General features: G+C 63.5%; 27 protein-coding genes and 1 pseudogene. 20 read left to right on the top strand and 8 right to left on the bottom strand.

Annotation, left to right across the window (positions count from 1 at the left end; translation table 11 throughout):
* The first annotated feature begins 57 nt into the window (after positions 1 to 57).
* Together NKH35_RS20180 and leuC are read left to right on the top strand one after the other, a co-directional pair.
* Positions 58 to 693, top strand: a complete 636-nt coding sequence (locus tag NKH35_RS20180; protein WP_352916028.1) for a class I SAM-dependent DNA methyltransferase — start codon at positions 58 to 60, stop codon at positions 691 to 693.
* A 277-nt stretch (positions 694 to 970) separates the two neighbouring features.
* Positions 971 to 2,380, top strand: a complete 1,410-nt coding sequence (gene leuC / locus NKH35_RS20175) for a 3-isopropylmalate dehydratase large subunit (protein ID WP_023683880.1) — start codon at positions 971 to 973, stop codon at positions 2,378 to 2,380.
* Positions 2,381 to 2,487: 107 nt separating this feature from the next.
* Here the strand turns inward: leuC and NKH35_RS20170 are convergent, their stop codons facing one another.
* Complete coding sequence (locus tag NKH35_RS20170) at positions 2,488 to 2,799, bottom strand: hypothetical protein (protein ID WP_023706723.1); 312 nt, start codon at positions 2,797 to 2,799, stop codon at positions 2,488 to 2,490.
* Between the two features lie 163 nt (positions 2,800 to 2,962).
* Here NKH35_RS20170 and NKH35_RS20165 point away from each other — a divergent pair, with 163 nt between their 5' ends.
* Positions 2,963 to 4,159, top strand: a complete 1,197-nt coding sequence (locus NKH35_RS20165; protein WP_023698369.1) for a GGDEF domain-containing protein — start codon at positions 2,963 to 2,965, stop codon at positions 4,157 to 4,159.
* 37 nt (positions 4,160 to 4,196) lie between these two features.
* On the opposite strand, the gene NKH35_RS20160 is transcribed toward NKH35_RS20165, so the two are convergent.
* On the bottom strand, positions 4,197 to 4,568 hold the full coding sequence (locus NKH35_RS20160; RefSeq protein ID WP_023687709.1) for a hypothetical protein: 372 nt from the start codon (positions 4,566 to 4,568) through the stop codon (positions 4,197 to 4,199).
* Positions 4,569 to 4,820: 252 nt separating this feature from the next.
* Between NKH35_RS20160 and NKH35_RS20155 the strand changes: the two genes are divergently transcribed.
* The 6 genes from NKH35_RS20155 to NKH35_RS20130 all read left to right on the top strand — a co-directional run bounded on the left by NKH35_RS20155 (position 4,821) and on the right by NKH35_RS20130 (position 9,871).
* A complete protein-coding gene (locus NKH35_RS20155) occupies positions 4,821 to 5,291 on the top strand; it encodes a hypothetical protein (protein ID WP_023709350.1) in 471 nt (156 codons plus the stop codon).
* Positions 5,292 to 5,531: 240 nt separating this feature from the next.
* Positions 5,532 to 5,951, top strand: a complete 420-nt coding sequence (sdhC, locus tag NKH35_RS20150) for a succinate dehydrogenase, cytochrome b556 subunit (protein WP_023683884.1) — start codon at positions 5,532 to 5,534, stop codon at positions 5,949 to 5,951.
* The gene (gene sdhD, locus NKH35_RS20145) at positions 5,951 to 6,349 is read left to right on the top strand and encodes a succinate dehydrogenase, hydrophobic membrane anchor protein (RefSeq protein ID WP_023683885.1); all 399 of its coding nucleotides are present in this window, start codon (positions 5,951 to 5,953) and stop codon (positions 6,347 to 6,349) included. The genes sdhC and sdhD overlap by 1 nt, the downstream gene beginning before the upstream one ends.
* 1 nt (position 6,350) lies before the next feature.
* The gene (sdhA, locus tag NKH35_RS20140) at positions 6,351 to 8,180 is read left to right on the top strand and encodes a succinate dehydrogenase flavoprotein subunit (protein ID WP_023828726.1); all 1,830 of its coding nucleotides are present in this window, start codon (positions 6,351 to 6,353) and stop codon (positions 8,178 to 8,180) included.
* Positions 8,181 to 8,220: 40 nt separating this feature from the next.
* Positions 8,221 to 9,000 (top strand): succinate dehydrogenase iron-sulfur subunit, encoded by a 780-nt coding sequence (locus NKH35_RS20135; protein WP_023670510.1) that lies wholly within the window; start codon positions 8,221 to 8,223, stop codon positions 8,998 to 9,000.
* A 241-nt stretch (positions 9,001 to 9,241) separates the two neighbouring features.
* Entirely contained in the window at positions 9,242 to 9,871 is a 630-nt protein-coding gene (locus NKH35_RS20130; protein WP_352916024.1) for a YceH family protein, read from the top strand.
* Positions 9,872 to 9,964: 93 nt separating this feature from the next.
* Here NKH35_RS20130 and NKH35_RS20125 read toward each other — a convergent pair whose 3' ends face one another.
* On the bottom strand, positions 9,965 to 10,390 hold the full coding sequence (locus NKH35_RS20125) for an OsmC family protein (protein ID WP_023726055.1): 426 nt from the start codon (positions 10,388 to 10,390) through the stop codon (positions 9,965 to 9,967).
* A gap of 219 nt (positions 10,391 to 10,609) precedes the next feature.
* On the opposite strand from NKH35_RS20125, the gene NKH35_RS20120 reads away from it, so the two are divergent.
* Both NKH35_RS20120 and NKH35_RS20115 read left to right on the top strand, forming a co-directional pair.
* Entirely contained in the window at positions 10,610 to 10,825 is a 216-nt protein-coding gene (locus NKH35_RS20120) for a hypothetical protein (RefSeq protein ID WP_023687714.1), read from the top strand.
* Positions 10,822 to 11,178, top strand: a complete 357-nt coding sequence (locus NKH35_RS20115; protein WP_023670506.1) for a YciI family protein — start codon at positions 10,822 to 10,824, stop codon at positions 11,176 to 11,178. Before NKH35_RS20120 ends, NKH35_RS20115 begins: the two co-directional genes overlap by 4 nt.
* Positions 11,179 to 11,194: 16 nt before the next feature.
* Here NKH35_RS20115 and NKH35_RS20110 read toward each other — a convergent pair whose 3' ends face one another.
* Together NKH35_RS20110 and NKH35_RS20105 are read right to left on the bottom strand one after the other, a co-directional pair.
* The gene (locus NKH35_RS20110; RefSeq protein WP_023732902.1) at positions 11,195 to 12,802 is read right to left on the bottom strand and encodes a GMC family oxidoreductase; all 1,608 of its coding nucleotides are present in this window, start codon (positions 12,800 to 12,802) and stop codon (positions 11,195 to 11,197) included.
* Positions 12,799 to 13,389: pseudogene (locus NKH35_RS20105) on the bottom strand (FGGY-family carbohydrate kinase); the annotation flags it as partial. The gene NKH35_RS20110 and the pseudogene NKH35_RS20105, both read right to left, overlap by 4 nt.
* A 197-nt stretch (positions 13,390 to 13,586) precedes the next feature.
* On the opposite strand from NKH35_RS20105, the gene NKH35_RS20100 reads away from it, so the two are divergent.
* Together NKH35_RS20100 and plsY are read left to right on the top strand one after the other, a co-directional pair.
* Positions 13,587 to 14,117 carry a hypothetical protein gene (locus NKH35_RS20100; RefSeq protein ID WP_023670503.1) on the top strand — a complete coding sequence of 177 codons (531 nt, stop codon included), beginning with the start codon at positions 13,587 to 13,589 and terminating at the stop codon, positions 14,115 to 14,117.
* A 16-nt stretch (positions 14,118 to 14,133) separates the two neighbouring features.
* Complete coding sequence (gene plsY / locus NKH35_RS20095; protein ID WP_031195597.1) at positions 14,134 to 14,772, top strand: glycerol-3-phosphate 1-O-acyltransferase PlsY; 639 nt, start codon at positions 14,134 to 14,136, stop codon at positions 14,770 to 14,772.
* A 22-nt stretch (positions 14,773 to 14,794) separates the two neighbouring features.
* Here the strand turns inward: plsY and NKH35_RS20090 are convergent, their stop codons facing one another.
* Positions 14,795 to 16,051 carry a ubiquinone biosynthesis hydroxylase gene (locus tag NKH35_RS20090; RefSeq protein WP_352916019.1) on the bottom strand — a complete coding sequence of 419 codons (1,257 nt, stop codon included), beginning with the start codon at positions 16,049 to 16,051 and terminating at the stop codon, positions 14,795 to 14,797.
* 112 nt (positions 16,052 to 16,163) lie between these two features.
* Between NKH35_RS20090 and tesB the strand changes: the two genes are divergently transcribed.
* The 6 genes from tesB (at position 16,164) to xth (ending at position 23,895) form a co-directional block, all read left to right on the top strand.
* On the top strand, positions 16,164 to 17,039 hold the full coding sequence (gene tesB / locus NKH35_RS20085) for an acyl-CoA thioesterase II (protein WP_023687727.1): 876 nt from the start codon (positions 16,164 to 16,166) through the stop codon (positions 17,037 to 17,039).
* 218 nt (positions 17,040 to 17,257) lie between these two features.
* Entirely contained in the window at positions 17,258 to 17,596 is a 339-nt protein-coding gene (locus tag NKH35_RS20080; RefSeq protein ID WP_023670499.1) for a P-II family nitrogen regulator, read from the top strand.
* A gap of 31 nt (positions 17,597 to 17,627) precedes the next feature.
* Entirely contained in the window at positions 17,628 to 19,058 is a 1,431-nt protein-coding gene (locus NKH35_RS20075; RefSeq protein ID WP_023670498.1) for an ammonium transporter, read from the top strand.
* A 344-nt stretch (positions 19,059 to 19,402) separates the two neighbouring features.
* Entirely contained in the window at positions 19,403 to 22,072 is a 2,670-nt protein-coding gene (locus NKH35_RS20070; protein ID WP_352916016.1) for a DNA translocase FtsK, read from the top strand.
* A gap of 137 nt (positions 22,073 to 22,209) precedes the next feature.
* On the top strand, positions 22,210 to 22,890 hold the full coding sequence (locus NKH35_RS20065; protein ID WP_023670496.1) for an outer-membrane lipoprotein carrier protein LolA: 681 nt from the start codon (positions 22,210 to 22,212) through the stop codon (positions 22,888 to 22,890).
* Between the two features lie 198 nt (positions 22,891 to 23,088).
* Complete coding sequence (xth, locus tag NKH35_RS20060) at positions 23,089 to 23,895, top strand: exodeoxyribonuclease III (RefSeq protein WP_023698380.1); 807 nt, start codon at positions 23,089 to 23,091, stop codon at positions 23,893 to 23,895.
* A 159-nt stretch (positions 23,896 to 24,054) separates the two neighbouring features.
* Here xth and NKH35_RS20055 read toward each other — a convergent pair whose 3' ends face one another.
* Together NKH35_RS20055 and NKH35_RS20050 are read right to left on the bottom strand one after the other, a co-directional pair.
* The gene (locus NKH35_RS20055) at positions 24,055 to 24,510 is read right to left on the bottom strand and encodes a cyclic nucleotide-binding domain-containing protein (RefSeq protein ID WP_023730228.1); all 456 of its coding nucleotides are present in this window, start codon (positions 24,508 to 24,510) and stop codon (positions 24,055 to 24,057) included.
* 177 nt (positions 24,511 to 24,687) lie between these two features.
* On the bottom strand, positions 24,688 to 25,371 hold the full coding sequence (locus NKH35_RS20050) for a response regulator transcription factor (protein ID WP_352916013.1): 684 nt from the start codon (positions 25,369 to 25,371) through the stop codon (positions 24,688 to 24,690).
* 145 nt (positions 25,372 to 25,516) lie between these two features.
* Between NKH35_RS20050 and NKH35_RS20045 the strand changes: the two genes are divergently transcribed.
* Complete coding sequence (locus NKH35_RS20045; protein ID WP_245264527.1) at positions 25,517 to 26,053, top strand: L,D-transpeptidase family protein; 537 nt, start codon at positions 25,517 to 25,519, stop codon at positions 26,051 to 26,053.
* Positions 26,054 to 26,172: the final 119 nt, after the last annotated feature.

Below are 26,172 nucleotides of genomic sequence, written 5' to 3'. Positions count from 1 at the left end.
AGTCCGACGCGGGCACGGCTACGATGGCGGAGGACAGGATTCCGGAGGATGCAGGCGATGACGATCGACAAGGCCAATGCGGCGCTGGGCACCGTCTATTCGGCCGACACGCCGGAAGGGCTGGCCAAGGCCTATGCGGACTGGGCCGCGACCTATGACAGCGAAACCGCTTCGCTAGGCTATCTGCTGCCGTTCCTGATCACCGCCTGGGTGGCGCGCCATGTGAAGGTGGGTGAAGGACCGCTGCTCGACGCCGGCTGCGGCACCGGCCTGTCGGGCCCGTCATTGAAGGCGCTGGGTTATCACGACATTGCCGGGCTCGACCTCTCCGACGACATGCTGAAGATCGCCGGCAGCCGCAATGCCTATGGCGATCTGAAGCAGGCAATGCTCGGCGGGCCGCTGCCCTGGCCAGACGGGCATTTCCGCGCCTTCTTCTCGACTGGCGTGTTCACCATCAGCCATGCGCCGGCGTCCGGCCTGCACGAGCTTGTCCGCATCACCAGAAAAGGCGGCCACGCCATCTTCACCGTGCGCGACCAGGTGTTTGACAGCGGCGGCTTCCAGGCCGTGTTCGACGGGCTGGAGCGGGCCGGGAAATGGCGGCCGGCCGAGCAAAGCCCATGGTTCCGCTGCTATGCGATCGCCGAGCCGGACGCGCTGGTGAAGACTTTTGTGTTCGAGGTGCTTTGAGCGCCGCCCTCTTCGCCTTCTCACAAGGGGAGAAGCGAAAACACGCCGCAATTGCCGAAAACCGAAAACATTGGTATGAGCCACGCCATGGAAGAGCTTTTTGGCGATCCGGCCTATAAGGGTTTCGTGCTGCAGGACAGAAAACGCCTGCCGTCGCGTTTCTCTTCGCGCATTTCCGGCGCGCTCACCAGCCGACTTAGCTAAGCCGCTTTCGCCGGGCCGAAGGCTTCGGCGCGTCTGCCCCTCCCCTTTTTTGCAAATCGACGGATTTACGCACATGAGCGCACCGCGCACCCTCTACGACAAGATATTCGACGACCACGTCGTCGACCGCCAGGACGATGGCACCTGCCTGCTCTACATCGACCGCCATCTCGTCCATGAAGTGACCAGCCCGCAGGCCTTCGAAGGTCTGCGCATGACCGGCAGAAAAGTCCGGCATCCGGAAAAGACGCTGGCCGTGGTCGATCATAATGTCTCGACCTCGCCGGAGCGCAAATTCGGCATCAAGAACGAGGAAAGCCGCATCCAGGTCGAGGCCTTGGCCAAGAACGCTAGGGATTTCGGCGTCGAATATTACTCCGAAAACGATATCCGCCAGGGCATCGTCCACATCATCGGGCCGGAGCAGGGCTTCACGCTGCCTGGCATGACGATCGTCTGCGGCGACAGCCACACCTCGACGCATGGCGCCTTCGGCGCATTGGCACATGGCATCGGCACCTCCGAGGTCGAGCATGTGCTGGCGACCCAGACGCTGATCCAGCGCAAGGCCAAGAACATGCTGGTGCGCGTCGACGGCGTGCTGCCGGAAGGCGTCACCGCCAAGGACATTATCCTCGCCATCATCGGCGAGATCGGCACTGCCGGCGGCACCGGCTATGTCATCGAATATGCCGGCGAGGCGATCCGCGCGCTGTCGATGGAAGGCCGCATGACGATCTGCAACATGTCGATCGAGGGCGGCGCGCGCGCCGGCCTGATCGCGGCCGACGAAACCACCTTCGCCTATGTCAAAGACAAGCCGCGCGCGCCGAAGGGCGCGTCGTGGGACGCCGCGCTCGAATACTGGAAGACGCTGCAGTCCGACGAGGGCGCGCATTTCGACAAGGTGATCGTGCTCGACGCGGCCAAGCTGCCGCCGATCGTCTCCTGGGGTTCCTCGCCCGAGGACGTCGTTTCGGTGCAGGGCGTCGTTCCCGATCCGGAAGAGATCACGGACGAGAACAAGCGGACGTCAAAGATCCGCGCGCTCGACTATATGGGGCTGACGCCGGGCACGAAGATCACCGACATCACGCTCGACCGCGTCTTCATCGGCTCCTGCACCAATGGCCGCATCGAGGATCTGCGTGCGGTGGCCAAGGTGGTCGAAGGCAAGACGGTGAGTGCGCATGTCGATGCGATGATCGTGCCGGGCTCCGGTCTGGTCAAGGAACAGGCGGAGGCCGAGGGTCTCGACAAGATCTTCATTGCCGCCGGTTTCGACTGGCGCGAGCCGGGCTGCTCGATGTGCCTGGCCATGAACGACGACCGGCTGAAGCCGCATGAGCGCTGCGCCTCGACCTCGAACCGCAATTTCGAAGGCCGGCAGGGCTTCAAGGGCCGCACCCATCTGGTGTCGCCGGCCATGGCGGCGGCGGCGGCGATCGCCGGCCATTTCGTCGACATCCGCGACTGGAAATAGCGCAGACTGGTTCAAGCCTGATCTGAGCGTATGCAAAACCCCGAACGGCAAAACCGTTCGGGGTTTTGTTTACAGCGCGCCGCTCTAAGACCCTTGGGGTATATGCCCTAGCCGGCACGCCGGATGATTTCATGAAATTCCTCCCGGCTGCCGGGTTCGTCGGTCGCGACCACCAGCGCCAGTTCGCGCTCGTCGAAGATCTTGAACCACTCGTCCCATTCGACCAGCTCGTAGCCGCCTGCGTTGACCGGGCGTTCAGGCTGATCCTGGTCCTGATAGGCGTGCTGGCCGAAGACGAGCCTCAGCAACGGCTGCGTTCCGGTTTCGGGCGATACATCGACGATCGCCGGAAATCCGGCGCGCCCTGCGGCCCATGAGCGAATTGCTTCGTGATCGGTCAGCGTGATCGTGTCGGCCATGAACAACTTCTCCTTGATTGCTGTCAGGAAACGCCGGCCTCAGGTCCCGGTTCCGTGCACCAGCTTCATGAGTGGCGACTTGCATATTCGTCCCGGCTTAACCGCTTGTTGGGGCTTGCGCTCTAAGGTCTTCCCTGACGTCAAGCGGGGAAGTCACCGTCCTTTGGACACCGGCCTGTTCATAGCGCTGCTCAATCCGACGATCGCGCTGGCGCTCGGCGCGGCGTTCCTCGTGCTGTGGTTCTATCAGCGCCACCGGCCCTATCTGGCTGTGCTCGGCACGAGCTATTGCGTGTCCGCGCCCGGCTTCCTGCTGCAGTATTTCACGCTGCCCGGCGGCATGGTGCTGACCAAGCTGGTCTCCAACCTCTGCTTCACGCTCGCCGCCTGTTGCCTCGTCGGTGCGATCATCTCACGCTACGGCAGGCGCGTGCCCTATATCGCGATCGGCATTCTGGCGGGTGGCGGGATGGTGGCATTCTGCTGGTTCCTGTTCGTCCAGCCGGACTTGACTTGGCGCATCCTGTCGATCAATTTCGGCTTTGGCGGCCTCAGCCTGCTGGTCGCTGCCGAGCTGCGCGCCGTGCGCAAGAACGGCCCGACGGAAAAAATCCTGTTCGTGTTGTCGCTGCTGTCCGGGCTGAACTTCATCGGCCGCACGCTGCTCGTCGTCATCTCGCACGGGCCGTTCACCAGCTATGACGGGTTTTATGGCTCGTCCTACTGGACGACGGCGCTTTTGACGCACGCGCTGCTGTCGTTGCTGATCGCGCTCTGCCTGTTCTCGGCAGCTGCGCTCGACGTGATGAAGGCGCTGAAGACCGAGACGCACACCGATCCGCTGTCTGGCCTGCTCAACCGCAGGGGTTTCGAGGAGCGCGCCTTGCTGGTGCTGCAGCATTGCGCTGTTACCAAGGTGCCGGTCGCGCTGGTGCTGGCCGATCTCGATCACTTCAAGGCGCTCAACGACAAATACGGACATGCCGCGGGCGACCAGGTGATCGCCGACTTCGCCGCCAAGCTTCGCGCGGCCGCCGGCACGCGTGCGGTTGCCGGCCGCATCGGCGGCGAGGAGTTCGCTGTGCTTCTGTCGCTGAGCGATCTTGCCACGGCGCGGCTGTTTGCCGAAGCCGTGCGCACGCACTATTCGGCCGGCAGTGTCGACGGGTTGCCGCCGGGCACCAGGGTGACCGCGAGCTTCGGCGTCGCAGCGCGCACCGGCGACGAAGGGCTGGAGCCGCTGATGCGGCGCGCCGACGAAGCGCTCTACAAGGCCAAGAAGAACGGCCGCGACAGCGTGCGATTGTCCTATGAGCGGGCGGAAACGGTGTTCATCCCGGATACAGGCAGCGTCGGTTAGCGTCTCGCTTAAACGGCCTCTCGGCCGTGCCGGATCATCAGCGGCAAGGGCTGAGGTTGGGCATTTCGCCATCGGAGAGGCCGTACATATAGGAGCGGCCCTTCACGAACACCGGCGGCTGGTAGCAGCCACGCCTGGAGATGTGATCCGCCTCGTCTTCATAAAGGACTTCCGGTTCCGCTTCCGGCTGCCCGGCGCTGGTGTAGTCGGACAATTTCTTGGCCAGCCTGCCTTGGCCGACAATGATGCGCTTGTAGCCGGCGGCGCTGTCGATGACGAGATTGCCTAGGGAATCGGCATAGACGCGGTCATGATGGCGCGACCAGGCCATTGCCGGGGCGGCGAAGCCGAGACTGGCTGTCGCCAGCACAAGCGCCGCAAGGCGCGCTCTTCCTGAATTCGAAAGCATGGTGTCCTCTCTGCTGTGGACCCGATCGAATCGGAAATTAACCTTTTCTTAACCTTTGTTAAGAGGGCAGGCGCATCCGGCGGCGATCTCTCGCCAAACATGGTTAATATCCGACGGGATGGAAACCCGGGCGTCATCATTCGGCCATGCTTGCCCGCACCATCGGCCGCGACGCACACAACTACGCTGACGTCGGGTGAGCTTGATCTTGGTGGAACATCGCGGCTAGTTAGCCGCGCAGGAGGACAGCATATGGCGTTACGCCGGACGTTTCGGGTGACGCTGTTGTCGATCCCCTTGCTGACTGCCGCAGCCTGCGTGCCGCAGAACGGCGCGCCGACGGCGGTGAATACCGTACCACCCACTGTCGCGCCCGTGCCGGCTCAGCAGTCCGCCGCACCTGTGGCGCCCCCGGCTTCCGCAACGGCTCCGACAGCGCCTGCCGCACCTTCAGCCAAGATCGTCACCGACCTTACCGCGCCGCGGTCTGCTGTCGGCACGGCAACTTACAGATGCGGCAATGGCGGCATGATCACCATCCAGAACCTCGGCACGGCGTTGCGCGTTGTCAGGCCCGATGGCACGACCGAGGAGTTTGCCGCATCACCCGCCAACCAGTCCAGCCGCTACCAGGAAGCTGCGTCGCATGACGCAATCGTGATCGACGCGCGCGAGGCGCTGGTGATGAAGAGGGGCTCGACACCACAGACCTGCAAACGATAGCCTGGCGTCGATTGCAAAGGAAATGCCGCACTGCAGCGAACGGTGCGCTGGCTTTCGACGGTGGCCAAATCGATTGAAGCGAAACAGCAGCCTTTTGTCAGACTAAATGACGTTTTCAAAACGATTTTCCGGCTTTGACGCGGTGCAAAAAGAGCATTAGAAACCGGCTGTCTGAAGTCATATATCGAGGCGGTAAGTGCCGCTTTCCACCGCGGCTCCGGACATCGAACTGGGGCAGCCATGAGCAAATCACCAGCCACCCGAACCGCCAGACGTGAACGGCCGCTCTCGCCGCACCTGACGATTTACCGCCCACCGATCACCATGACGATGTCGATCATTCACCGCATCACTGGCGGGGCGCTGTATTTCGGCACGCTGCTGGTCGCCGCGTGGCTGATGGCGGCGGCGAGTTCGCAAGGCGCTTTCGATTGGATCAACTGGGCCTTCGGCACCTGGCTCGGCCGGCTCATCCTGTTCGGCTACACCTGGGCGCTGATGCACCACATGCTGGGCGGCGTGCGCCATCTCGTCTGGGACACCGGCGCCGGGCTGGAGAAACACACGGCATCGAAGATCGCCTGGGCGACGCTCGCCGGTTCCATCCTGCTCACGCTGCTGATCTGGGTCGCCGGCTACATGGCGCGGGGAACCTTGTGATGAGCGGCACGAACAACAACGATATGCGCACGCCGCTGGCCAAGGTCCGCGGTCTGGGCTCGGCCCGCGAAGGCACCGGGCATTTCTGGCGACAGCGGCTGACGGCCATTGCCAACATCCCGCTGATACTGTTCTTCGTCGGGTTCCTGATCGCGCTCAATGGCGCCGGCTTCGCCGAGGTGCGGGCGGCGCTCGCCAGTCCGTTCGTGGCGCTGGTGTTGGCGCTGGTGCTCGTTTCCGGTCTCACCCATATGCGTGTCGGCATGCAGGTCATTATCGAGGATTACGTGCATGCCGAAGGCATGAAGCTGGCGCTGATCGCACTCAGCACGTTTTTCACCATAGCGGTCGGCGTCGCCTCGATCTTCGCCCTGCTCAAACTGGCATTCGGAGGCTGATTTGTCCAAGGACGCGAAATCGGCCACCGGCTATACCTTTGTCGACCACAAGTTCGACGTGGTGGTCGTCGGCGCCGGCGGCGCCGGCCTGCGCGCCACGCTCGGCATGGCCGAGCAGGGCCTGCGCACGGCCTGCATCACCAAAGTGTTCCCGACCCGCTCGCACACGGTGGCGGCACAAGGCGGCATTGCCGCGTCGCTGTCCAACATGGGTCCGGACTCCTGGCAGTGGCACATGTACGACACCGTCAAGGGTTCGGACTGGCTGGGCGACGTCGACGCCATGGAATATCTGGTGCGCGAGGCACCGGCGGCGGTCTACGAGCTCGAGCATTACGGCGTGCCGTTCTCGCGCACCGAAGAGGGCAAGATCTACCAGCGGCCGTTCGGCGGACACATGATGAATTATGGCGACGGCCCGCCGGTGCAGCGCACCTGTGCTGCCGCCGACCGCACCGGTCACGCCATCCTGCACACGCTCTACGGCCAGTCGCTGAAGAACAATGCACAGTTCTTCATCGAGTATTTTGCGCTCGACCTGATCATGGAACCGGACGGCACCTGCACCGGCGTCGTCGCCTGGAACCTCGACGACGGCACCATCCATCGCTTCTCCGCCAAGATGGTGGTGCTGGCGACCGGCGGATATGGCCGCGCCTATTTCTCGGCGACGTCGGCGCACACCTGTACAGGCGACGGCGGCGGCATGGCGGCACGGGCCGGCTTCCCGCTGCAGGATATGGAGTTCGTGCAGTTTCATCCGACCGGCATCTATGGCGCCGGCTGCCTGATCACCGAAGGCGCGCGCGGCGAGGGCGGCTATCTCGTCAATTCCGAGGGCGAGCGCTTCATGGAACGCTACGCGCCGTCGGCCAAGGACCTGGCCTCGCGCGACGTCGTCTCGCGTTGCATGACGCTGGAGATCCGCGAAGGCCGCGGGGTCGGCAAGAACAAGGACCATATTTTCCTGCATCTCGATCATCTCGATCCGGCCGTGCTGCATGAGCGGCTGCCGGGCATTTCGGAATCGGCCAGGATTTTCGCCGGCGTCGACCTGACCAAGGAGCCGATCCCGGTGCTGCCGACGGTGCACTACAATATGGGCGGCGTGCCGACCAATTACTGGGGCGAGGTGCTGAACCCGACGGTCGAGAATCCTGACCGGGTGTCACCCGGGCTGATGGCGGTCGGCGAGGCCGGCTGTGCCTCCGTGCACGGCGCCAACCGGCTGGGCTCGAACTCGTTGATCGATCTGGTGGTGTTCGGCCGCGCCGCCGCAATCCGCGCCGGCCAGGTCATCGACCGTAATTCGGCGATCCCTTCGCCCAACGAAGCCTCGGTCGAAAAGATCATGGATCGCTTCGACCGGCTGCGCCACGCCAATGGGTCGACGCCAACCGCCGTTCTGCGTGAGAAAATGCAGAAGGCGATGCAGGAAGACGCGGCCGTGTTCCGCACACAGGAGTCACTCGAAAACGGCTGCAAGCGCATTTCGCAGATATGGACCGAGCTCAAGGACCTGAAAGTCTCCGACCGTTCGACGATCTGGAATTCCGATCTGGTCGAGACGCTGGAGCTGGAAAATCTGATGGCCAACGCCATCACCACGGTCTACGGCGCCGAGGCGCGCAAGGAGAGCCGCGGCGCGCATGCGCGCGAAGATTTCTCGGCCCGCGACGACACTATCTGGCGCAAGCATACGCTGGCCCGGCTAAGCGAGGACGGCCAGGTGAGCCTCAGCTATCGTCCGGTGCACACCGAACCGTTGGTGGCGGAAAAGGACGGCGGCATCAGCCTCGCCAAGATCGCGCCCAAGGCCAGGGTGTACTGACCATGGTGCCGAAGCTCGTCATCCGAAAGGACCTGAGGTAATGGTCGAACTCACGCTTCCCAAGAACTCCAAGGTGCAGCCGGGCAAGACCTGGCCGAAGCCGGAGGGCGCCACCAACCTGCGGGAATACCGCATCTACCGCTGGTCGCCCGACGATGACGAGAACCCGCGCATCGACACCTATTTCGTCGACATGGACGATTGTGGGCCGATGGTGCTCGATGCGCTGCTCTGGATCAAGAACAAGATCGATCCGACGCTTGCCTTGCGCCGCTCATGCCGCGAAGGCATTTGCGGCTCCTGCGCCATGAACATCGATGGCTCCAACACGCTGGCCTGCACCAAGGGCTGCGACGACATTTCCGGCGCCGTCAAGGTCTACCCGCTGCCGCATATGCAGGTGGTCAAGGATCTGGTGCCCGACCTCACCAATTTCTACGCCCAGCACGCCTCGATCCAGCCATGGCTGAAGACAGTGTCGCCAGAGCCGGCCAAGGAATGGCTGCAGAGCCATGAGGATCGCGAAAAGCTCGACGGGCTCTACGAGTGCATCCTGTGCGCCTGCTGCTCGACCTCGTGCCCGAGCTATTGGTGGAACGGCGACCGCTATCTCGGCCCGGCGACGTTGCTGCAGGCCTATCGCTGGCTGATCGACAGCCGCGACGAAGCCACGGGCGAACGGCTCGACGATCTCGAAGACCCGTTCCGGCTCTACCGCTGCCACACCATCATGAACTGCGCCCAGACCTGCCCGAAGGGGCTCAACCCGGCCAAGGCGATTGCCGAGATCAAGAAGATGATGGTGGAGCGGCGGGTTTAGTTGAGGCGAGTTCGCTCGCGGCAATCTCGAACGCGGCGATCCTTCGCGCGCCCCTCTGTCCTGCCGGACATCTCCCCCACGGGTGGGGAGACTGGCCGTCATCGCGGCTTTCGCCAATCTCCAAGGTTGAAGGATGGCGCGCTGTCGGCGAAGCTGCCGATCTCCCCCCGCGTGGGGAGATATCCGGTAGGACAGAGAGGTGGGCGCTGTCTCGCCGGCGCTAGAAAGGATACTCAACCCAATGAGCGAAGAGCTTCCAATCCTCAATCCCGTCGAAGCCCGTGTGCTCGGCTGCCTGATCGAGAAGAAGGAGCTGACGCCGGATGTCTATCCGCTGACGCTGAATGCAGCACTTGCAGCCGCCAACCAGAAGACGGCGCGCGAGCCTGTCATGGCGCTCGAGCCGACAGAGGTGCATCGGACGCTGAAGTTGCTCGAGCAGAAGGGGCTGGTGCGGCAGATGTTCGGCTCGCGCGTCGAGCGCTATGAGCATCAGATGGCGCAGCGCTTCTCGCTGACGAGGCCGCAGACCGCGGTGATCGGCCTGCTTTTGCTGCGCGGTCCGCAGACGGTGCATGAGCTGCTGGCGCGAGCTGAGCGCATGGCGCGGGTTTCGTCGATCGAAGACCTGCGCGCTGAACTCGACATGCTGATCGGCCGCCGACCGCCGCTTATCCAGGAAATACCGCGCGGGCCGGGGCAGCGCGAGGACCGTTTTGTGCATCTGCTCGCCGGCCCCGTGGACGTTGCTGCCCTCTCTGCACAACGGAGTTCGCCGGTCCTGCCGGCCTCTGACCTGGAAGCAAGGATTGAATCGCTGGAGCAGGAAGTCGCAGCGCTTCGCGCCCGGCTTGATGCGCTGGGGGCTTAACTATCACCGGAGCGTTGGCGCGACGGATCGCTGGCCTCTGAAAATGCAAACGCCGGCGTTAAGCCGGCGTTTCTCACTTCGAATCCCTTCGTTTCACCCCAGCTTCGCGTCGAGCGATACTTTGATGGCGCCGAGCGCCTTCGAAACCGGGCATTCGGCCTTGGCCTTCTCGGCCAATTCCTTGAACTTCGCCGCATCGATGCCCGGTACCTTGCCGATCAGGGTGATGGCGCTGCCGGTGATGCCGGTGCCGGGGACCAGCGTCACCACCGCCTTGGCGTCGAGTTCAGTGGCGGGCGTGCCGTTCTCGGCCAGGAAATGCGACAGCTGCATGGCGTAGCAGCCGGCGTGTGCCGCCGCGATCAACTCTTCGGGATTGGTGCCGGATTTGCCGCTCTCGTCCTCGAAGCGAGCCTTGAACGAATAGGGCGTGCCCTTCAAGGTGCCGCTCTGGCTGTCGAGCGTGCCCTTGCCTTCCTTCAGATTGCCTTTCCAGACGGCGTTTGCGGTGCGGTCCATAAAATTCTCCTTGATTACAGCGACAGCGCCGGCCACGCGGCGTTCCCTCCAACTATAGCGCGGCGGCAGGGGAAGACCACCGCGCTGTTTCGGCCGGATGCGACGCCGGCGTGCCCTGCAAATTTTTTCTGAAAAATGTGCGTGCAAAAATGTCGACTTGCATCGGCGCCGGCCGTCCTGCGAGCGTCCACGGATTCTCGTGGCGGATGGAGATCCAAGATGAACAATCTGTTTTCTGCCCATTGGAACGACGCCGACAAAAGCGCGCGTCTACACGAGATCGACTGCTCGCGACCTTCCGGCTTCGGCCGGCTGCTTGCTGCGGTCGCTGTGATCGGCATTGCGGTCTGCGTGCTCGACCACGCTGCTGCCGGCAGGGATGCCGCCGGCGCCGTGATCGCATATGCTTCGTCACAGCAAGGGAGCTGGAAATGAAATATGTCTGTCTGGTCTACGGCGAGGAAAAGGACCTCCATGCCATGACGCCGGAGCGTCTGGCCAAGCTCGACGCCGATTCGATGGCCTATGACCGATCATTGGACCAGCAAGGCAAGCTGATCATCGCGCAGGCGCTGCAATCGGTGAAGACGTCGAAGACGGTGCGGCGGCGCCAAGGCAAGCGGCTGATCACTGACGGTCCGTTTGCCGAAACCAAGGAGCAGTTGCTTGGTTTCGTCATGATCGAAGCCGACACTCTCGAACAGGCGCTGGAGATCGCCGGCAAAATTCCGCTGGCCGAAATCGGCACCGTCGAAGTCAGGGCGATCTACGACGTGCCGGGGTCGTAAGGCAGCAGCGGCGAGGTCATGCAGGCCGGCGGATCATATCCGCCGCCTTCTCGGCGATCATCACCACTGGCGAGGCGGTGTTGCCGGAGACGATGCGCGGCATGATCGAGGCGTCGACGACGCGCAGGCCCTCGACACCGGTCACGCGCAGGTCCGGGCTGACGACGGCGCGGCCGTCGACACCCATCCTACAGGTGCCGACCGGGTGGAAGATGGTCGTCGCGATCGAGCCGATCTGGTGCAGCAGGTCCTCGTCCGACTGGTGGGCGAGACCAGGCAGGATTTCTTCCGGATGGAAGCCGGCAAGAGCCTTGGCGGTCATGATGCTGCGCGCCTGGCGCACCGAACGCAGCGCGATCTCGCGGTCGCGCGCCGTAGAGAGGTAGTTCAGCCGGATCTCCGGCTGCACGGCCAGCTCGCGCGTCGTGGTATGCACCGAGCCGACGCTCTCGGGCCGCAGATTGCAGACCGACATGGTGATTGCCGGGAACGGGTGCAGCGGGTCGCCCAGCCGGTCGGTAGACAAGGGCTGGACGTGGTACTCCAGGTCCGGCGTCGCCATCGACGGATCGGATTTCGAGAACATGCCGAACTGGCTCGGCGCCATCGACATCGGTCCCGAGCGGCCAAAGGCATATTGCAGCGCGATCTTCGCCTTGCCGCTCAGGCTGTTGGCTAGCGTGTTGAGCGTCAGCGCCGACGACACTTTGTAGACAGTGCGGATCTGCAGATGGTCCTGAAGGTTCTCGCCGACATCGGGGCTGGCGTGAACCACATCGATGCCGAGCGCGGCGAGGCGATCCGGCTCGCCGACCCCGGAAAGCTCCAGCAGTTTCGGCGTGTTGATCGAGCCGGCGGTCAGCAGCACCTCGCTCCTGGCCTTTGCCTCGATGGTTTGGCCGCCGACGCGATAACAAACGCCGATAGCACGCTTGCCCTCGAACAACACCGTCTCGACATGCGCGTTGACGACCAGCCTGAGGTTCGGCCGTCGCAGCGCCGGGCGCAAGAATGCCTTGGCTGTGTTCCAGCGCACGCCCTTGCTCTGGTTGACTTCGAAGAAGCCGGACCCCTCATTGTCGCCGTCGTTAAAATCCTCGCGCGGCATGATGCCGAATTCCTTGGCCGCCTCCTGCACGATGTTCAGGATCGGCCACGACAGGCGTTGCCGCGCCACTTTCCATTCGCCGCGGGAGCCATGCAGCTCGGTCTTGCCGCCATGATGGTCCTCGGATTTGAGGAAGTAGGGCAGCACATCGTCCCAGCCCCAGCCGACATTGCCCATCTGCCGCCAGCCATCGTAGTCCGCCGCCTGGCCGCGCATGTAGATCATGCCGTTGACCGAGGTGCAGCCGCCCAGCACCTTGCCGCGGGGATAGACCAGCGAGCGGCCGTTCAGGCCGGCTTCGGGGGCAGTCTTCATCATCCAGTCGGTGCGCGGATTGCCGATGCAATAGAGATAGCCGACCGGGATATGCACCCAGTGATAATTGTCGCTGCCGCCGGCCTCGAGCAGCAGCACGCGCGTCGCCGGGTTTTCGCTCAGGCGATTGGCCAGCACGCAGCCGGCGGTGCCTGCGCCGACAATGATGTAGTCGTAGTCGCCATCGAGCCGTTGGGTCATTGCGGTGGTTTACTCGGCGGTGTTCTACTCGGTTCTGCGGCGTGTTCGGCCCAGAACGATCGCAGCGTATCGGCAAGGCCGCAATAGGCGCGATAACGCCTGTTGTAATGGTCCTGCATGGCCGGGTTCGGACGGTAGGCGGCGCTTGACCGGGTCATGGCGTCGACGCCGGCCTCATAGTCGGCGAACAGGCCGGCCGCGACCCCGGCGCCGATTGCCGCGCCAAGCGCGCCGGTCTCGCGCGCCTCAGGCACGGTGATCGGCACCCCAAGCCCGTCGGCGAAGATTTGCGGCCAGTGCTCGCTGCGCGAGCCGCCGCCGGACAGGACCGCCTTGTCGAAGCTGACACCGGCGTCCTTCAGGACATTGATGTGGCGCCTATGCTCGAACATCACGCCCTCGAACAGCGCGCGCAGCATATGGCCTTCCTTGTGCCAGCCGGCAAGGCCGTAGAAGCCGGCGCGGTATTCCGCCCCTTGCCACGACCCGTAGAGAAACGGGTGGAACATCGGATCGTCCCAGGCCGGCGTCACCGCGCCGACAGCCGCATTGCAGTGGCCGAACGGATCGTCATAATGGGCACCGCGCTCGACGCGAAGTCGGCGTTATCGCTAAGCGGTTGCATCATTAGTGCCCGTGACGAGCGACCTGAACCCAGGACGTCCGATCTCGGCGTCTGGATGATTAGGGGGCCAGCTCTGTTTTCTCATCAGATACAATTCTTGCGTGTTGAAGCAACGCCGGAGTTCTCCTATCGTCGCCGCAATTTTCGGGGGAATTCGACATGCCTTTCCTGATTGCTATTCTCGGCGTGCTGGGAGCCGGGGCGTTCTGGTGGTATCGCATGAAGGCCATGAACGAAGCCGCGCGCGAGGTCGCCGACGTCGTCGGCCGCGTCCAGGGCAACATAAGGCGCAAGAAGCTGCGCAAGCAGGCGGCGCTGTCGCCGCTGACGGCGATCGACGATCCGGTGGTGGCGGCGGCAACGCTGATCACCGCACTGGCAGCGGAGCACGGCCCGATCCTGCCGAAGCGCGAAACGGTCATCCGCGAGGTGATCTCGCAGATTGCGGACAACCAGAAGAAGACCGATGAAGCCGTCGTCTACGCCAAATGGGCCGCGGCGCAGATCGACGACACGACGATCGTCATCGACAAGCTGGCGCCCTTCCTGCGCGAGCGCCTCGATCCGCATGAGCGCGAAGATCTGCTGCAGATGCTGGATCGTGTTGCCAAGAGCGGCGAGCAGAGTTTCAAGGTCGCCGACCAACGCATGCTGCGACTGCGGCAGAAGCTGGGGTTTGAGGTCAACTGAGAAACAGCCCGGGCGCATGTCATTCTGGATAGCGAGCGTGGTAGGATCGGCTGCCGCTTACCTTATCGGCTCTACGCCTGCCGGCTATCTGGCGGGGAAACTGCTTAAGGGCATCGATATCCGGGAGCACGGCTCCAAGTCCACCGGTGCGACAAATGTATTGCGCACACTCGGGAAATGGCCAGCATTGGTGGTGCTTCTGGTGGACGTGCTGAAAGGGGCGGCAGCGGTCATCTTTGCCCGTTGGTTTTGTTTCTGGTCCTCCGCAACGCCGCCGTCGGCAATATCTGATATGCCCGTTTGGGCTCCTTGGATTGTATGCCTGGCCGGACTCGCTGTTTTGCTTGGGCATAGCCGTTCGATCTGGCTGAATTTCACCGGCGGCAAATCGGCTGCGACGGGGTTGGGTGTTTTGTTGGCGATGTCCTGGCCTGTGGGCCTAGGCGCGGCGACGGCATTTGCCGTGGTGTTGGCAGTTTCCCGAATTGTGTCCCTGAGTTCGATGCTGGCGGCGCTCACCGCGATCGCCCTCGTCGGCGGCATGGGACAACCATTGCCCTACCGGTTGCTGGTCATCGCCGGCGGCATCTACGTGATCGTGCGCCACCGCGCCAACATTGCGCGGCTGATGTCAGGAGCCGAGCCGCGTCTATGACAAAGCGGCACTCATTCCCGGCCTAAATCGCCTCACCCTTGAGCAGCCGTGGTGTGCCGTTGGACAACCCCGACGCCTGGCGGATGAAGAACTCCTTCAGCCTGGGCATCCGTTCGACAAGGCCGAGGCCTATGTCGCGGAGCTGGCGCAGCGGGCCGATGTCGTTGGAAAACAGCCGGTTCAGCACATCTGTGGTGACGCCCATCTGCACCGTGTCGAAGCGGCGCCATTGCTGGTAGCGCTCGAGCACGTCGAGCGCGCCGATATCCTGTCCCAAGCGATCGGCCTCGACCACCACTTCGGCAAGGGCCGCCACATCCTTGAAGCCGAGATTGAGGCCCTGGCCGGCGATCGGGTGGATGCCGTGCGCGGCGTCGCCGGCAAGTGCTACGCGCGGGGCGACGAAGGCGCGCGCGATGGTCAGGCCGAGCGGCCAGGCGCGCGGCTTGTCGGTGACGCGGATTTCGCCGAGCTTCAGGCCGAAGCGCATTTCAAGCTCCTGCTCGAAGACGAGGTCGTCGCCCGAGACCAGCTTCTCGGCATCCTCGGAACGTTCGACCCAGACCAGCGACGAACGGTTGGTGCCGTCCTCGGTGGGCTTGAGCGGCAGCGTTGCAAACGGGCCGGCCGGCAGAAAATGCTCTTCGGCGCGGCCATTGTGCGGGCGCTCATGCGCCACCGTGCAGACGATGCCGGACTGGCCATATTCCCATTTCACCGTCTTGATGCCGGCCATGTCGCGCAATTTGGAATTGACGCCGTCGGCGGCGACCAGCAGCCGCGCCTTAATCGCCGCGCCGTCGGCCAGATGCACGGTGATGCCGGCGCCATTGCCGTCGAACGATGCGACCGCGACACCTTCGATGATGTCGATGCCGAGCTTTTGCGCGCGGCGGCGCAAGGCGCCGTTCAGGTCCTTGTTGGTGACCATGTGGGCGAACGGTTCGCCCGGCGCGACCTCGCCATCGAAGGTGAGAAACACCGGACGCACCGGATCGGCGGTGCGCGAATCGGTGACGATCATCTCGGTGATCGCCTGCGATTGCCCGACGATTTCCTGCCAGACGCCGAGCTGGTCGAGCATGCGGCAGGCGGCGGCGGCGATCGCCGAGGCGCGGCGGTCCTTCTGCCAGCCGCCGGCGGGGGCAGCCTGAACGCCCGCCACGGCGAGGCCCGGCCGCGCCTGTTTCAGCGACACGGCGGCGGCGAGGCCGACATAGCCGGCGCCAGCGACCAGCACGTCGAGCGGGGTTTTTGCGTCCGTGTTGCGGTTCGCCATGTCAATTCCTTTCGAAGTCTCGACCATCCCCGCCCACTGGGGCATTCCGGCCTTGACTGCCCGCCATTCCTGTCGGAAACCGCCATAGCATCTTACGGCGAGGTCACGAAGCATGACGGCGGCCATGGACGAGCTTCTCAGCATTCTCGACCTCGAGCAGCTGGAACACAATCTGTACCGTGGTCGCAGCCCCAAGCTCGACTGGCAGCGCGTTTTCGGCGGCCAGACCATCGCCCAGGCGCTGGTCGCCGCGCAGCGCACCGTCGAGCCCGAGCGCCACGTGCATTCGCTGCACGGCTATTTCATGCGGCCCGGCGACACCAAGGTGCCGATCGTCTACGAGGTCGACCGCATCCGCGATGGCGGTTCCTTCACCACGCGGCGCGTGGTGGCGATCCAGCACGGCCAGGCGATCTTTTCGCTGGAAGCCTCGTTCCAGCAGGACGAGGTTGGCCTTGAGCATCAGCTGCCGATGCCGCGCGACGTGCCGCCGCCCGACAGCCTGTTGTCGCAGCGCGAATTGCTGGGCAAGTTCGGCGAGGCGGTGCCGGACGGCATCAAGCGCTACTGGGAGCGTGACCGGCCGATCGAGATGAAGCCGGTGATGCTGAAGCATTACACCAGCCGCGAAAAGCTGGAGCCGCAGCAGAACATCTGGATCCGCACCACCGGCCCGGTGCCGGCCGACCGCGGCATCCAGGCGGCGGTGCTTGCCTACCTCTCCGACATGACGCTGCTCGACACCTCGACCTTTGCGCACGGCCGCGCCATTTTCGACCGCGACATCCAGGCGGCGAGCCTCGACCATGCGATGTGGTTCCATCGCAGCCATCCGCTCGATGACTGGATCCTATACACGCAGGACAGCCCGTCGACGCAGGGGTCGCGCGGCTTCACCCGCGGCTCGCTGTTTGCCCGCGACGGCACGCTGATCGCCTCGGTTGCCCAGGAAGGCCTGATCCGGCTGAAACGGCCGCCTGCCGAATAGGCATTTTCGAAAAATTGCCTACTTTTTAATCAGTGACTGTCCGTTGACAGTGCGCACCGTGCCGCCGGGACTCGAGCAATCCGTTTATTTACAATGAGTTAACACCCTGCTTCGGCAACTGGCACGGAGCTTGAATCCTGTTGGGCACTCTCCGGGCTTTTTGGGATCGGTGAAGGTGTGCAAACGCGGGGGACCGCAACAGCAAAGGGTGAAACCTTATGAAAATCGTGATGGCAATCATCAAGCCGTTCAAGCTCGACGAGGTGCGCGAAGCACTCACCGCCGTCGGCATCCAGGGCCTGACCGTCACCGAAGTCAAAGGCTACGGGCGTCAGAAGGGACACACGGAAATCTATCGCGGGGCGGAATACGCGGTCAGTTTCCTGCCGAAAATCAAGATCGAAGTCGCGGTCAGCACAGACCTGGTCGACAAGGCCGTCGAAGCCATCACGGCGGCGGCCAAGACCGGCCAGATCGGCGACGGCAAGATCTTCGTCTTCGGCATCGATCAGGCGGTGCGCATCCGTACCGGCGAAACAGACACCGACGCACTTTGAGCGGCGAACACGTATTCCAATGGAGAGTTCAATGAATATACCTTCCACCTTGAAGTCAGTGGCGCGCTCCGCGCTGCTGGGCTCCTTAGCGCTCGGAGCATTGGGCACGGTTGCTGCCTTCGCGCAGGAGGCGGCTCCCGCCGTCGCGGCGGCAGCGCCAGCAGCGCCGGCTTTTACCGTCGACAAGGGCGACACCACGTGGATGATGATTTCCACCGTGCTGGTGCTGTTGATGACCATTCCCGGCCTTGCGCTTTTCTACGGCGGCCTGGTTCGTACCAAGAACATGCTGTCGGTGCTGATGCAGGTCTTCACCATCACCAGCGTGGTCATGATCATCTGGGTCTTCTACGGCTACAGCCTCGCCTTCACCCCGGGCAACGCCTTCGTCGGCGGCCTTTCGAAGATGTTTCTCTCCGGCGTCAACGTATCGACGCTTTCGGAAACCTTCAGCAAGGGCGTCGCCATTCCTGAACTGGTGTTCGTCGTCTTCCAGATGACCTTCGCCTGCATCACGCCCGCCCTGATCGTCGGCGCATTCGCCGAACGCGTCAAATTCTCCGCCTTGATCCTTTTCGTTATCCTATGGGTGACGTTAATCTACTTCCCGATCGCGCACATGGTCTGGTTCTGGGGCGGCCCGAGCGCCTATGCCGACCCGTCCGGCCTGATCTTCAGCTTCGGCGCCATCGACTTCGCCGGCGGCACGGTCGTTCACATCAATGCGGGCATTGCCGGTCTCGTCGGCGCGCTGATGATCGGCAAGCGCATCGGCTACAAGAAGGACATCATGGCGCCGCACTCGATGACGCTGACCATGGTCGGCGCTTCATTGCTGTGGGTCGGCTGGTTCGGCTTCAACGCCGGTTCGAACCTCGAAGCGAACGCCTATGCGGTGCTGGCGATGATCAACACCTTCGTCGCCACGGCGGCGGCGGCAGTGGCCTGGATCGTGCTTGAATCGCTGCTGCGCGGCAAAGCCTCCATGCTCGGCGCTGTTTCGGGCGCGGTCACCGGCCTCGTCGCGATTACGCCGGCTGCAGGTTTTGCCGGCCCGATGGGCGCTATCGTGCTTGGCATCGTCGCCACCTTCGTCTGCTACTTCTTCGTCTCGGTGGTGAAGAACACGTTCGACTATGATGACAGCCTCGATGTCTTCGGCGTCCACTGCGTCGGTGGCATCATCGGTGCGCTAGGCACTGGCATTCTGGTCAATCCCGCCCTCGGCGGCGCCGGCATCGTCGACTATTCGACGGCCGACTTCGCCGCCGGCTATGCCGGCACGGCCACGCAGCTCCTGGCGCAGGGCAAAGGCGTCCTGGTAACCCTGCTGTGGTCGGGCATCGGCAGCGCAATCCTCTACAAGGTCGTCGACTTGATCATCGGTCTGCGTCCGACAGCCGACGCCGAGCGCGAAGGCCTCGACCTGACTTCGCATGGCGAAGCGGCCTACCACTCGTAAGCCTTGCGGGGCGGCTCGGCCGCCCCGCATTCTCCCATCCCGTCGTGACGCTCCCGAAAGGAGTTCACGCTTTGAGGCCCGGGTCATTCCGGGCCTCTCTTTTTGGCAACCGTGCTGGCAGGCCTCGGTCCCTGCGCAATCACGTTCTAGTGATGGCCGCCGGCGGGGAGACGTAGACCGGATTGGTTCCGAACTGTTGAGACTGCCTACAGTGAGTGAGCAAGATCGTGGCTCTGGGTGCGTATAGTTAATGCGGCCTTAACCTTCCCCCCGATAGTCTGACATCCGAATCTGCCGGAGTGCGTCATGCGCCCGGCCAGTCCATGACAGACGGGGAACGAAGCATGCGTTCAGGGGCTTCAGCACCGCTCGCGCTGACCGATACGGGGCACGGCATCCAGGCATTCGCGCGGCGCCAGGTCGGGCGGCTGGTCGGCGCCGGCCTGTTTGCGCTGGTCGCCTTTGGCGTCGCGGCGCTGGCGACCTGGAACGTCGCCGATCCCAGCTTCTCGCACGCCACCGCCAACATCGTCACCAACGCCATGGGTTATGCGGGCGCGGTATTCTCCGACCTCGCCATGCAGTTCTTCGGCCTTGCCGCGGTCGCCGCCCTGGTGCCGGCGGTGATCTGGGGCTTTCTCCTGTTTTCGGCGCGCGGCGTCGACAGGCTGCCGAAGCGCGGCCTTGCGTGGTTCGGCTTCGCGCTGCTCGCGGCGGCGATGGCCGGCTGCGTGGTGCCGCCCAAGACGTGGCCGTTGCCGACCGGCCTCGGCGGTGTGTTCGGCGACATGGTGCTCAATATTCCGGGCGTGGTCATTGGCGGCTACCCGACCGGCATCGTTGCCAGCATCATTGCCATGGTGCTCATTGCGCCGGCGCTGTGGCTGTTTGCCTATGGCTCGGCGCTGATTGCGCGCAAGAACGGCTTTGCCGTCATGGAGCGCACCGCGGAGCCCGATCCCCGAGAGGACGACCTGCTCTTCGACGAAGACGAGGACGAGGGCGACGAGGGGATACTGGCGCTCGGCGCCGTTACCCACTGGTGGCTGTCTTTCCGCGCCTGGATGCATCGCCGGGCTGTGCGCCGCCAGCAGGAGCGCGACGAGTTCGAGCCGGAGATGGAGCAGCGCTCCACCGCATGGCGCCGCGCCGCCGAACGGGTCGAATCGGCGGAATTCGCCGAAGCGCGGATGAGCCCGGATGGCCGCGCCCGCGTCGAGCCGGAATTCTTCGCCGCCATGGTCAATGACCGCAGCGTTTCCGTCGATCCGGACGATGACGACGTCCTCGATGCCGGTTTCGACAATGGCGACGAGGAGGTCGAACTCGACGACGAGCCGGTCCAGCGCCGTGCCGCGCCGAACGGCAAGGTGCAAAACTTCCGGTCAGATGCGGCGACCCGCGTCGCCGCACCTGCGCCGCGTCCCGCTCCCGGCGCGCGCATCCAGCGCGAGGCGCAGACCTCGCTGATCGGCTCGGAAACATTCGAAATGCCGTCGCTGCATTTCCTGTCGGAGCCGAAGAACGTGGTGCGCGACGCCAGCCTGTCCAAGGACGCGCTGGAGCAGAATGCGCGCCTGCTCGAAGGCGTTCTGGAGGATTTCGGCGTCAAGGGCGAGATTATCGCGGTACGGCCCGGCCCGGTGGTCACGCTCTATGAGTTGGAGCCGGCGCCCGGCATCAAATCGTCGCGCGTCATCGGCCTGTCCGACGACATCGCCCGCTCGATGAGCGCCATTGCCTGCCGGGTCGCCGTGGTGCCCGGCCGCAACGCCATCGGCATCGAATTGCCGAATGCCAAGCGCGAGACCGTCTATCTCCGGGAGATCCTGGCCAGCCGCGATTTCGAGACGACCAAGTCCAAGCTGGCGCTGGCGCTGGGCAAGACCATCAATGGCGAGGCGGTGATCGTCGACATCGCCAAGATGCCGCATGTGCTGGTCGCCGGCACCACCGGCTCCGGCAAGTCCGTCGCCATCAACACCATGATCCTGTCGCTGCTCTACAAGCTGACGCCGCAGGACTGCCGGCTGATCATGATCGACCCGAAGATGCTGGAACTTTCGGTCTATGATGGCATCCCGCACCTTCTGACGCCGGTGGTCACCGACCCGAAGAAGGCGGTGGTGGCGTTGAAATGGACCGTGCGCGAGATGGAGGACCGCTACCGCAAGATGTCCAAGGTCGGCGTGCGCAACATCGACGGCTTCAACGCGCGCGTGCAGTTGGCTGAAAAGAAGGGCGAAAAAATCTCGCGCACCGTGCAGACCGGCTTCGACCGCCAGACCGGCGAGGCGATCTACGAGACCGAGAACCTCGATCTCGAGCCAATGCCCTACATAGTGGTCATCATCGACGAGATGGCCGATTTGATGATGGTCGCCGGCAAGGACATCGAAGGCGCGGTGCAGCGCCTGGCACAAATGGCGCGCGCGGCCGGCATCCATGTCATCATGGCGACGCAGCGTCCGTCGGTCGACGTCATCACCGGCACCATCAAGGCCAATTTCCCGACCCGTATCTCCTTCCAGGTGACGTCGAAGATCGACAGCCGCACCATTCTGGGCGAGCAGGGCGCCGAGCAGCTGCTCGGCATGGGCGACATGCTGTACATGGCCGGCGGCGGCCGCATCCAGCGCGTGCACGGCCCGTTCGTCGCCGACGACGAGGTCGAGAAGATCGTCGCCCATCTGAAGCTGCAGGGCGTGCCCGAATATCTCGACGCCATCACCGAGGATGACGGCGAGGACGATGACGAGCCGTCGGGCAAGGGCGGCGCTGGCGGTGGCGGCAACAGCAATTTCGAGGATTCCGACGATCCCTACGACCAGGCGGTCTCGGTCGTGCTGCGCGACGGCAAGGCGTCGACCAGCTATATCCAGCGCCGGCTCGGCATCGGCTACAACCGCGCCGCCTCGATCATCGAGAAGATGGAGAAGGAAGGCATTGTCGGCCCGGCCAACCATGCCGGCAAACGCGAAATCCTGGTGCCGACCGAGGACGACAAGTTCTGATCAGCCGATACGGCCCGGCGGCAACCTTGAACCTTTTGGCGCGTTACAGCGACTGAGCGCTGTCCGGCCGCCAAACTTAAGTCTAACTGGGGGTCCACGGACTGCAACGAGACACACACCACACGAGAGTGACCGGCATGAAAAACGATCTTTCCGCGATCAGCGATTTCGCTCCAAACCGTCGCCAGTTGCTCGGCCTTGGCCTGATGCTTGCCGGCGCCGCGGCCATCAACGTCGTGCCGGGGTTCCAGCTCTTGGCCTCGGCGCAGGCGGCGGTGCCGCCGACGGCGCAAAAGATCGCCGACCATTTCTCCTCGGTCAAATCGATGAGCGGCGAGTTCGTCCAGTTCGGCCCCAACAACCAGCAGACCGGCGGCAAGTTCTTCCTTGAGCGGCCAGGCAAGATTCGCTTCAACTATGACGGCAAGTCGAATTTCCGGGTGATTTCCGACGGCAAGTCGGTGGTCATCCTCAACAAGCGGCTGAAAACGTCCGATCTCTATCCGTTGTCGAAGACACCGCTGAAGCTGTTGCTCGACACCAAGATCGACCTCTCGGGCGGCCGCGTCAAATCGATCAAGGAAGAGAGCGACCTCACCACCATCCAGCTTGCCGACAAGTCGGTGTTCGGCAATTCGAAGATCACTATGATGTTCGATCCGAAATCCTATGATCTGCGCCAGTGGACCATCACCGACGCGCAGGGCAAGGACACCACGGTGATGATCTACAACACCAAGGAAGGCGTCAGCTTCCCTGCGGACACCTTTGCCATCGACTATGCGGCGAACCGCGAGCTGAACACCAACCAGCGCTAGATGCGGTGAGGCCGGCCTGCCAATGGCGATCTCCTGCGCTTCCGGTGCTCACGTGGTTTAAGTACGCTCCGCTCCGGTTCTCGGAGACCACCATTTTCGACTCGGCCTGACCTGAATCAGGGCCGCCGCCCGCAAAGGCTGGCTTGTGTTTGTGGCGCTCGGCTGGCAGTAGATCGGCGACCTTGTTCGGATCGCCGCATGCCCTTCTCCATCGCCACCTGGAACATCAATTCCGTGCGCCTGCGCATGCCGATCGTCGAGCGGCTGCTGACGGAGCAGGCGCCCGATGTGCTTTGCCTGCAGGAGACGAAGGTTCCCGACGAGCTGTTTCCGGAAAAGGCGTTCCGCAAGGCCGGCTACGAGCACATCGCATTCCATGGCCAGAAGGGCTATCACGGCGTTGCGACGGTGGCGCGGCGGCCGATCGAGATTGTCGAGAAACGGCGCTTCTGCGAGATCGATGACAGCCGGCATCTGTCGGTCAAGGTGCAGGCCGGCGGCAAGGCAATCCTGGTCCACAATTTCTACGTGCCGGCCGGCGGCGACGAGCCCGATCCGGAGATCAACCGCAAGTTCCGCCACAAGCTCGATTTCGTTGCCGAGATGAACGCCATCCACGCCGCGCATGACGAGGTGTCGGCTTCGATCCTGGTCGGCGACCTCAACATCGCGCCGCAGGAGCACGATGTCTGGTCGCACAAGCAATTGCTCAACGTCGTCAGCCACACGCCGGTCGAGACGCAAAATTTCGACGCGATGCGGATCGCCGGCGACTGGGTCGACCTGATGCGGCTCGACGTGCCGCCAGAGCAGAAGCTCTACACCTGGTGGAGCTATCGCGCGCGGGACTGGGAAGCCTCAAACCGCGGCCGCCGGCTCGACCATGTCTGGTCGTCACCGAACCTGGTGCCGAGCTTTGCCGGCTATGAGATCCTGCGAGAGGCGCGTGGCTGGGAGCGGCCCTCGGACCATGTGCCGGTGATTGCGCGGTTCGACCTGGATTAGGCGTGCCGATATTCAGGTGAGGCCGGCCTGCAATGGCCGATACCTGCGCTTCCGGTGCGTACTTTGAGTACGCTCCGCTCCGGTTCTCGGTATCAGCCATTTTCGACTCGGCCTGACCTGAATCTCGACACACCCAAGCGTGAGCGCGGTCGCGGGGACCTACCCGCCAAACCTTGGCGCCAGCTTCTCGATGCGGGCGATCATGGCTTGGAAATCATCGAGGATGCGCTGGTGCAGTTTCACCGCCACCTCGGGATATTCCTCCAGGATGCGGCGAAACATCTTGCGGCTCAACCTTATCACTTCCGAATCGGTCTCGGCCGAGGCGCTGGTCAGCCGTCTTGAGTCGGCGATCAGCGCCAGTTCGCTGAGGATCGTGCCGGGGCCGGCGGTGCCGATCGGGATGCGGTCGCCATCCTGCTCCCGGTAGAGCACGATGCGGCCACTGACCACGATATAGGCTGAGTCGGCTTCGTCATCCTCGCGGTACAGCTTGCGGTCGGCCTGCAGATGGGTGGCTTCGGCGCCGAAGGCGAGCAGGCGCAGCTGTTCCTGCGTGAAACCCTCAAAGAGCTTCACGGCGGACAGGATGCGGATGTCGTCATCCAGCGCCATCTCTAGCTGCGTCCCCGAACGGTCAGTCCAATCCCTCCCTTAGAGCGCCGCGTGTCCAATTGAACGCGCAAAGGACGCTCTAACACTTCAATCTGCGCAACGGGCCGATCCAGGCTCCCCCAGCCGGATCCTCACCGAAACAGTCCCGCCCCGACCGCTTATCGAACAATGAAAAGTTTAAGGAACCAGCTTGTAGCCGCCGCTTTCTGTCACAAGAATTTCAGCATTGGAAGGATCGCGCTCGATCTTCTGGCGCAGCCGGTAGACGTGAGTTTCCAGCGTGTGCGTGGTGACGCCGGAATTGTAGCCCCACACTTCCTCGAGCAGGACGTCGCGCGTCACCACCTTCTGGTCGGCTCGATAGAGATATTTGATGATCGAGGCTTCCTTCTCGGTCAGCCGCACCTTGCCGCCGCGCTGGTCGATCAGAAGCTTCTGGCTGGGCTTGAACGTGTAGGGCCCGACCGAAAAGGTGGCGTCCTCGCTCTGCTCGTGCTGGCGCAGTTGTGCGCGTATGCGGGCGAGCAGCACGGCGAAGCGGAACGGCTTGGTGACATAGTCGTTGGCGCCGGCCTCGAGGCCCAGAATTGTGTCGGAATCGGTATCGTGGCCGGTCAGCATGATGATCGGCGCCTTGTAGCCGCCCTTGCGCAGGATCTTCACCGCCTCGCGGCCATCCATGTCGGGCAGTCCGACATCCATGATGAGCAGGTCGATGAGCCCGCCGCGCGCCGCGGCGACGCCTTTGGCGGCGGTCGCTTCCTGCAAGACGTCGAATTCTTCGTAAAGGGCCAGTTGCTCGACGAGGGTTCCGCGCAGGTCGCCATCATCGTCAACGATCAGAATGGTACGTGATGTCATGGATCAATCCATTGTTTTGAAAAGAATTTTCAGTTGACCGCCTCCCATTTATGCGGAAGCTGACCGGCGCAACAGTCCGATCACAGTGATTTGTTCCGTGACACGATCATACAAGAAAAAACGCGATCGCAATGCAGCCGGCGCAATTTTGCCGAAAAGGCTGCGTGTGCTGGTGGTTCGGGCGAGGCCGGGCAACCCCAGCCAGGGGATATTGCAGGCCGGCAGCAAGGTGTTTGCCTGTGCGCTCGGACGCGGCGGCATCTCGGCCAATAAGCGCGAAGGCGACGGTGCGACGCCGCTTGGCGAGATGCGGATTTTGTCAGGATATTTTCGGGGCGATCATTTCGCGGCCGGCCGCAAAACCCAGCTGGCGATGGCGCCGATCGGCGCCGATCTCGGCTGGTGCGAGGTGCCGGACGACCGCAACTACAACCGGCCGGTGAAAATCCCCTATGGCGCCAGCCATGAGCGAATGCGGCGCGACGACCGCCTCTATGACGCCTGCCTTGTGCTCGACTGGAACATGGCGCCGCGCCGGCGCGGCCGCGGCAGCGCCATCTTCTTCCATCTGGCGCGCCCAGGCTTCACACCGACGCAAGGCTGCGTGGCGGTGACAGCGCGGACAATGGCGCGGCTGTTGCCGCTGGTGTCGGACCGGACGGTGGTGAGGGTGGTGAGGTAGGGAGTAGGGAGTAGGAAGTAGGGAGTAGGGAGTAGGGGGTAGGGAGTAGGGAGTAGGGAGTAGGCAGAAGGGAGTAGGGAGTAGGGAGTAGGGAGTAAGGATGGCTCTTAGAGAGAGCT

This window comes from Mesorhizobium sp. M1143 (assembly GCF_040318435.1).
Classification (GTDB): Bacteria; Pseudomonadota; Alphaproteobacteria; order Rhizobiales; family Rhizobiaceae; genus Mesorhizobium.
This window is presented reverse-complemented; position numbering and strand designations above follow the sequence as displayed.

Coding starts and splice junctions, on each gene's coding strand:
- NKH35_RS20180 (WP_352916028.1), top strand. CDS start 58: ATGACGATCGACAAGGCCAATGCGGCGCTGGGCACCGTCTATTCGGCC.
- leuC (WP_023683880.1), top strand. CDS start 971: ATGAGCGCACCGCGCACCCTCTACGACAAGATATTCGACGACCACGTC.
- NKH35_RS20170 (WP_023706723.1), bottom strand. CDS start 2,799: ATGGCCGACACGATCACGCTGACCGATCACGAAGCAATTCGCTCATGG.
- NKH35_RS20160 (WP_023687709.1), bottom strand. CDS start 4,568: ATGCTTTCGAATTCAGGAAGAGCGCGCCTTGCGGCGCTTGTGCTGGCG.
- NKH35_RS20155 (WP_023709350.1), top strand. CDS start 4,821: ATGGCGTTACGCCGGACGTTTCGGGTGACGCTGTTGTCGATCCCCTTG.
- sdhC (WP_023683884.1), top strand. CDS start 5,532: ATGAGCAAATCACCAGCCACCCGAACCGCCAGACGTGAACGGCCGCTC.
- sdhD (WP_023683885.1), top strand. CDS start 5,951: ATGAGCGGCACGAACAACAACGATATGCGCACGCCGCTGGCCAAGGTC.
- NKH35_RS20135 (WP_023670510.1), top strand. CDS start 8,221: ATGGTCGAACTCACGCTTCCCAAGAACTCCAAGGTGCAGCCGGGCAAG.
- NKH35_RS20130 (WP_352916024.1), top strand. CDS start 9,242: ATGAGCGAAGAGCTTCCAATCCTCAATCCCGTCGAAGCCCGTGTGCTC.
- NKH35_RS20125 (WP_023726055.1), bottom strand. CDS start 10,390: ATGGACCGCACCGCAAACGCCGTCTGGAAAGGCAATCTGAAGGAAGGC.
- NKH35_RS20120 (WP_023687714.1), top strand. CDS start 10,610: ATGAACAATCTGTTTTCTGCCCATTGGAACGACGCCGACAAAAGCGCG.
- NKH35_RS20115 (WP_023670506.1), top strand. CDS start 10,822: ATGAAATATGTCTGTCTGGTCTACGGCGAGGAAAAGGACCTCCATGCC.
- NKH35_RS20110 (WP_023732902.1), bottom strand. CDS start 12,802: ATGACCCAACGGCTCGATGGCGACTACGACTACATCATTGTCGGCGCA.
- NKH35_RS20100 (WP_023670503.1), top strand. CDS start 13,587: ATGCCTTTCCTGATTGCTATTCTCGGCGTGCTGGGAGCCGGGGCGTTC.
- plsY (WP_031195597.1), top strand. CDS start 14,134: ATGTCATTCTGGATAGCGAGCGTGGTAGGATCGGCTGCCGCTTACCTT.
- NKH35_RS20090 (WP_352916019.1), bottom strand. CDS start 16,051: ATGGCGAACCGCAACACGGACGCAAAAACCCCGCTCGACGTGCTGGTC.
- tesB (WP_023687727.1), top strand. CDS start 16,164: ATGACGGCGGCCATGGACGAGCTTCTCAGCATTCTCGACCTCGAGCAG.
- NKH35_RS20080 (WP_023670499.1), top strand. CDS start 17,258: ATGAAAATCGTGATGGCAATCATCAAGCCGTTCAAGCTCGACGAGGTG.
- NKH35_RS20075 (WP_023670498.1), top strand. CDS start 17,628: ATGAATATACCTTCCACCTTGAAGTCAGTGGCGCGCTCCGCGCTGCTG.
- NKH35_RS20070 (WP_352916016.1), top strand. CDS start 19,403: ATGCGTTCAGGGGCTTCAGCACCGCTCGCGCTGACCGATACGGGGCAC.
- NKH35_RS20065 (WP_023670496.1), top strand. CDS start 22,210: ATGAAAAACGATCTTTCCGCGATCAGCGATTTCGCTCCAAACCGTCGC.
- xth (WP_023698380.1), top strand. CDS start 23,089: ATGCCCTTCTCCATCGCCACCTGGAACATCAATTCCGTGCGCCTGCGC.
- NKH35_RS20055 (WP_023730228.1), bottom strand. CDS start 24,510: ATGGCGCTGGATGACGACATCCGCATCCTGTCCGCCGTGAAGCTCTTT.
- NKH35_RS20050 (WP_352916013.1), bottom strand. CDS start 25,371: ATGACATCACGTACCATTCTGATCGTTGACGATGATGGCGACCTGCGC.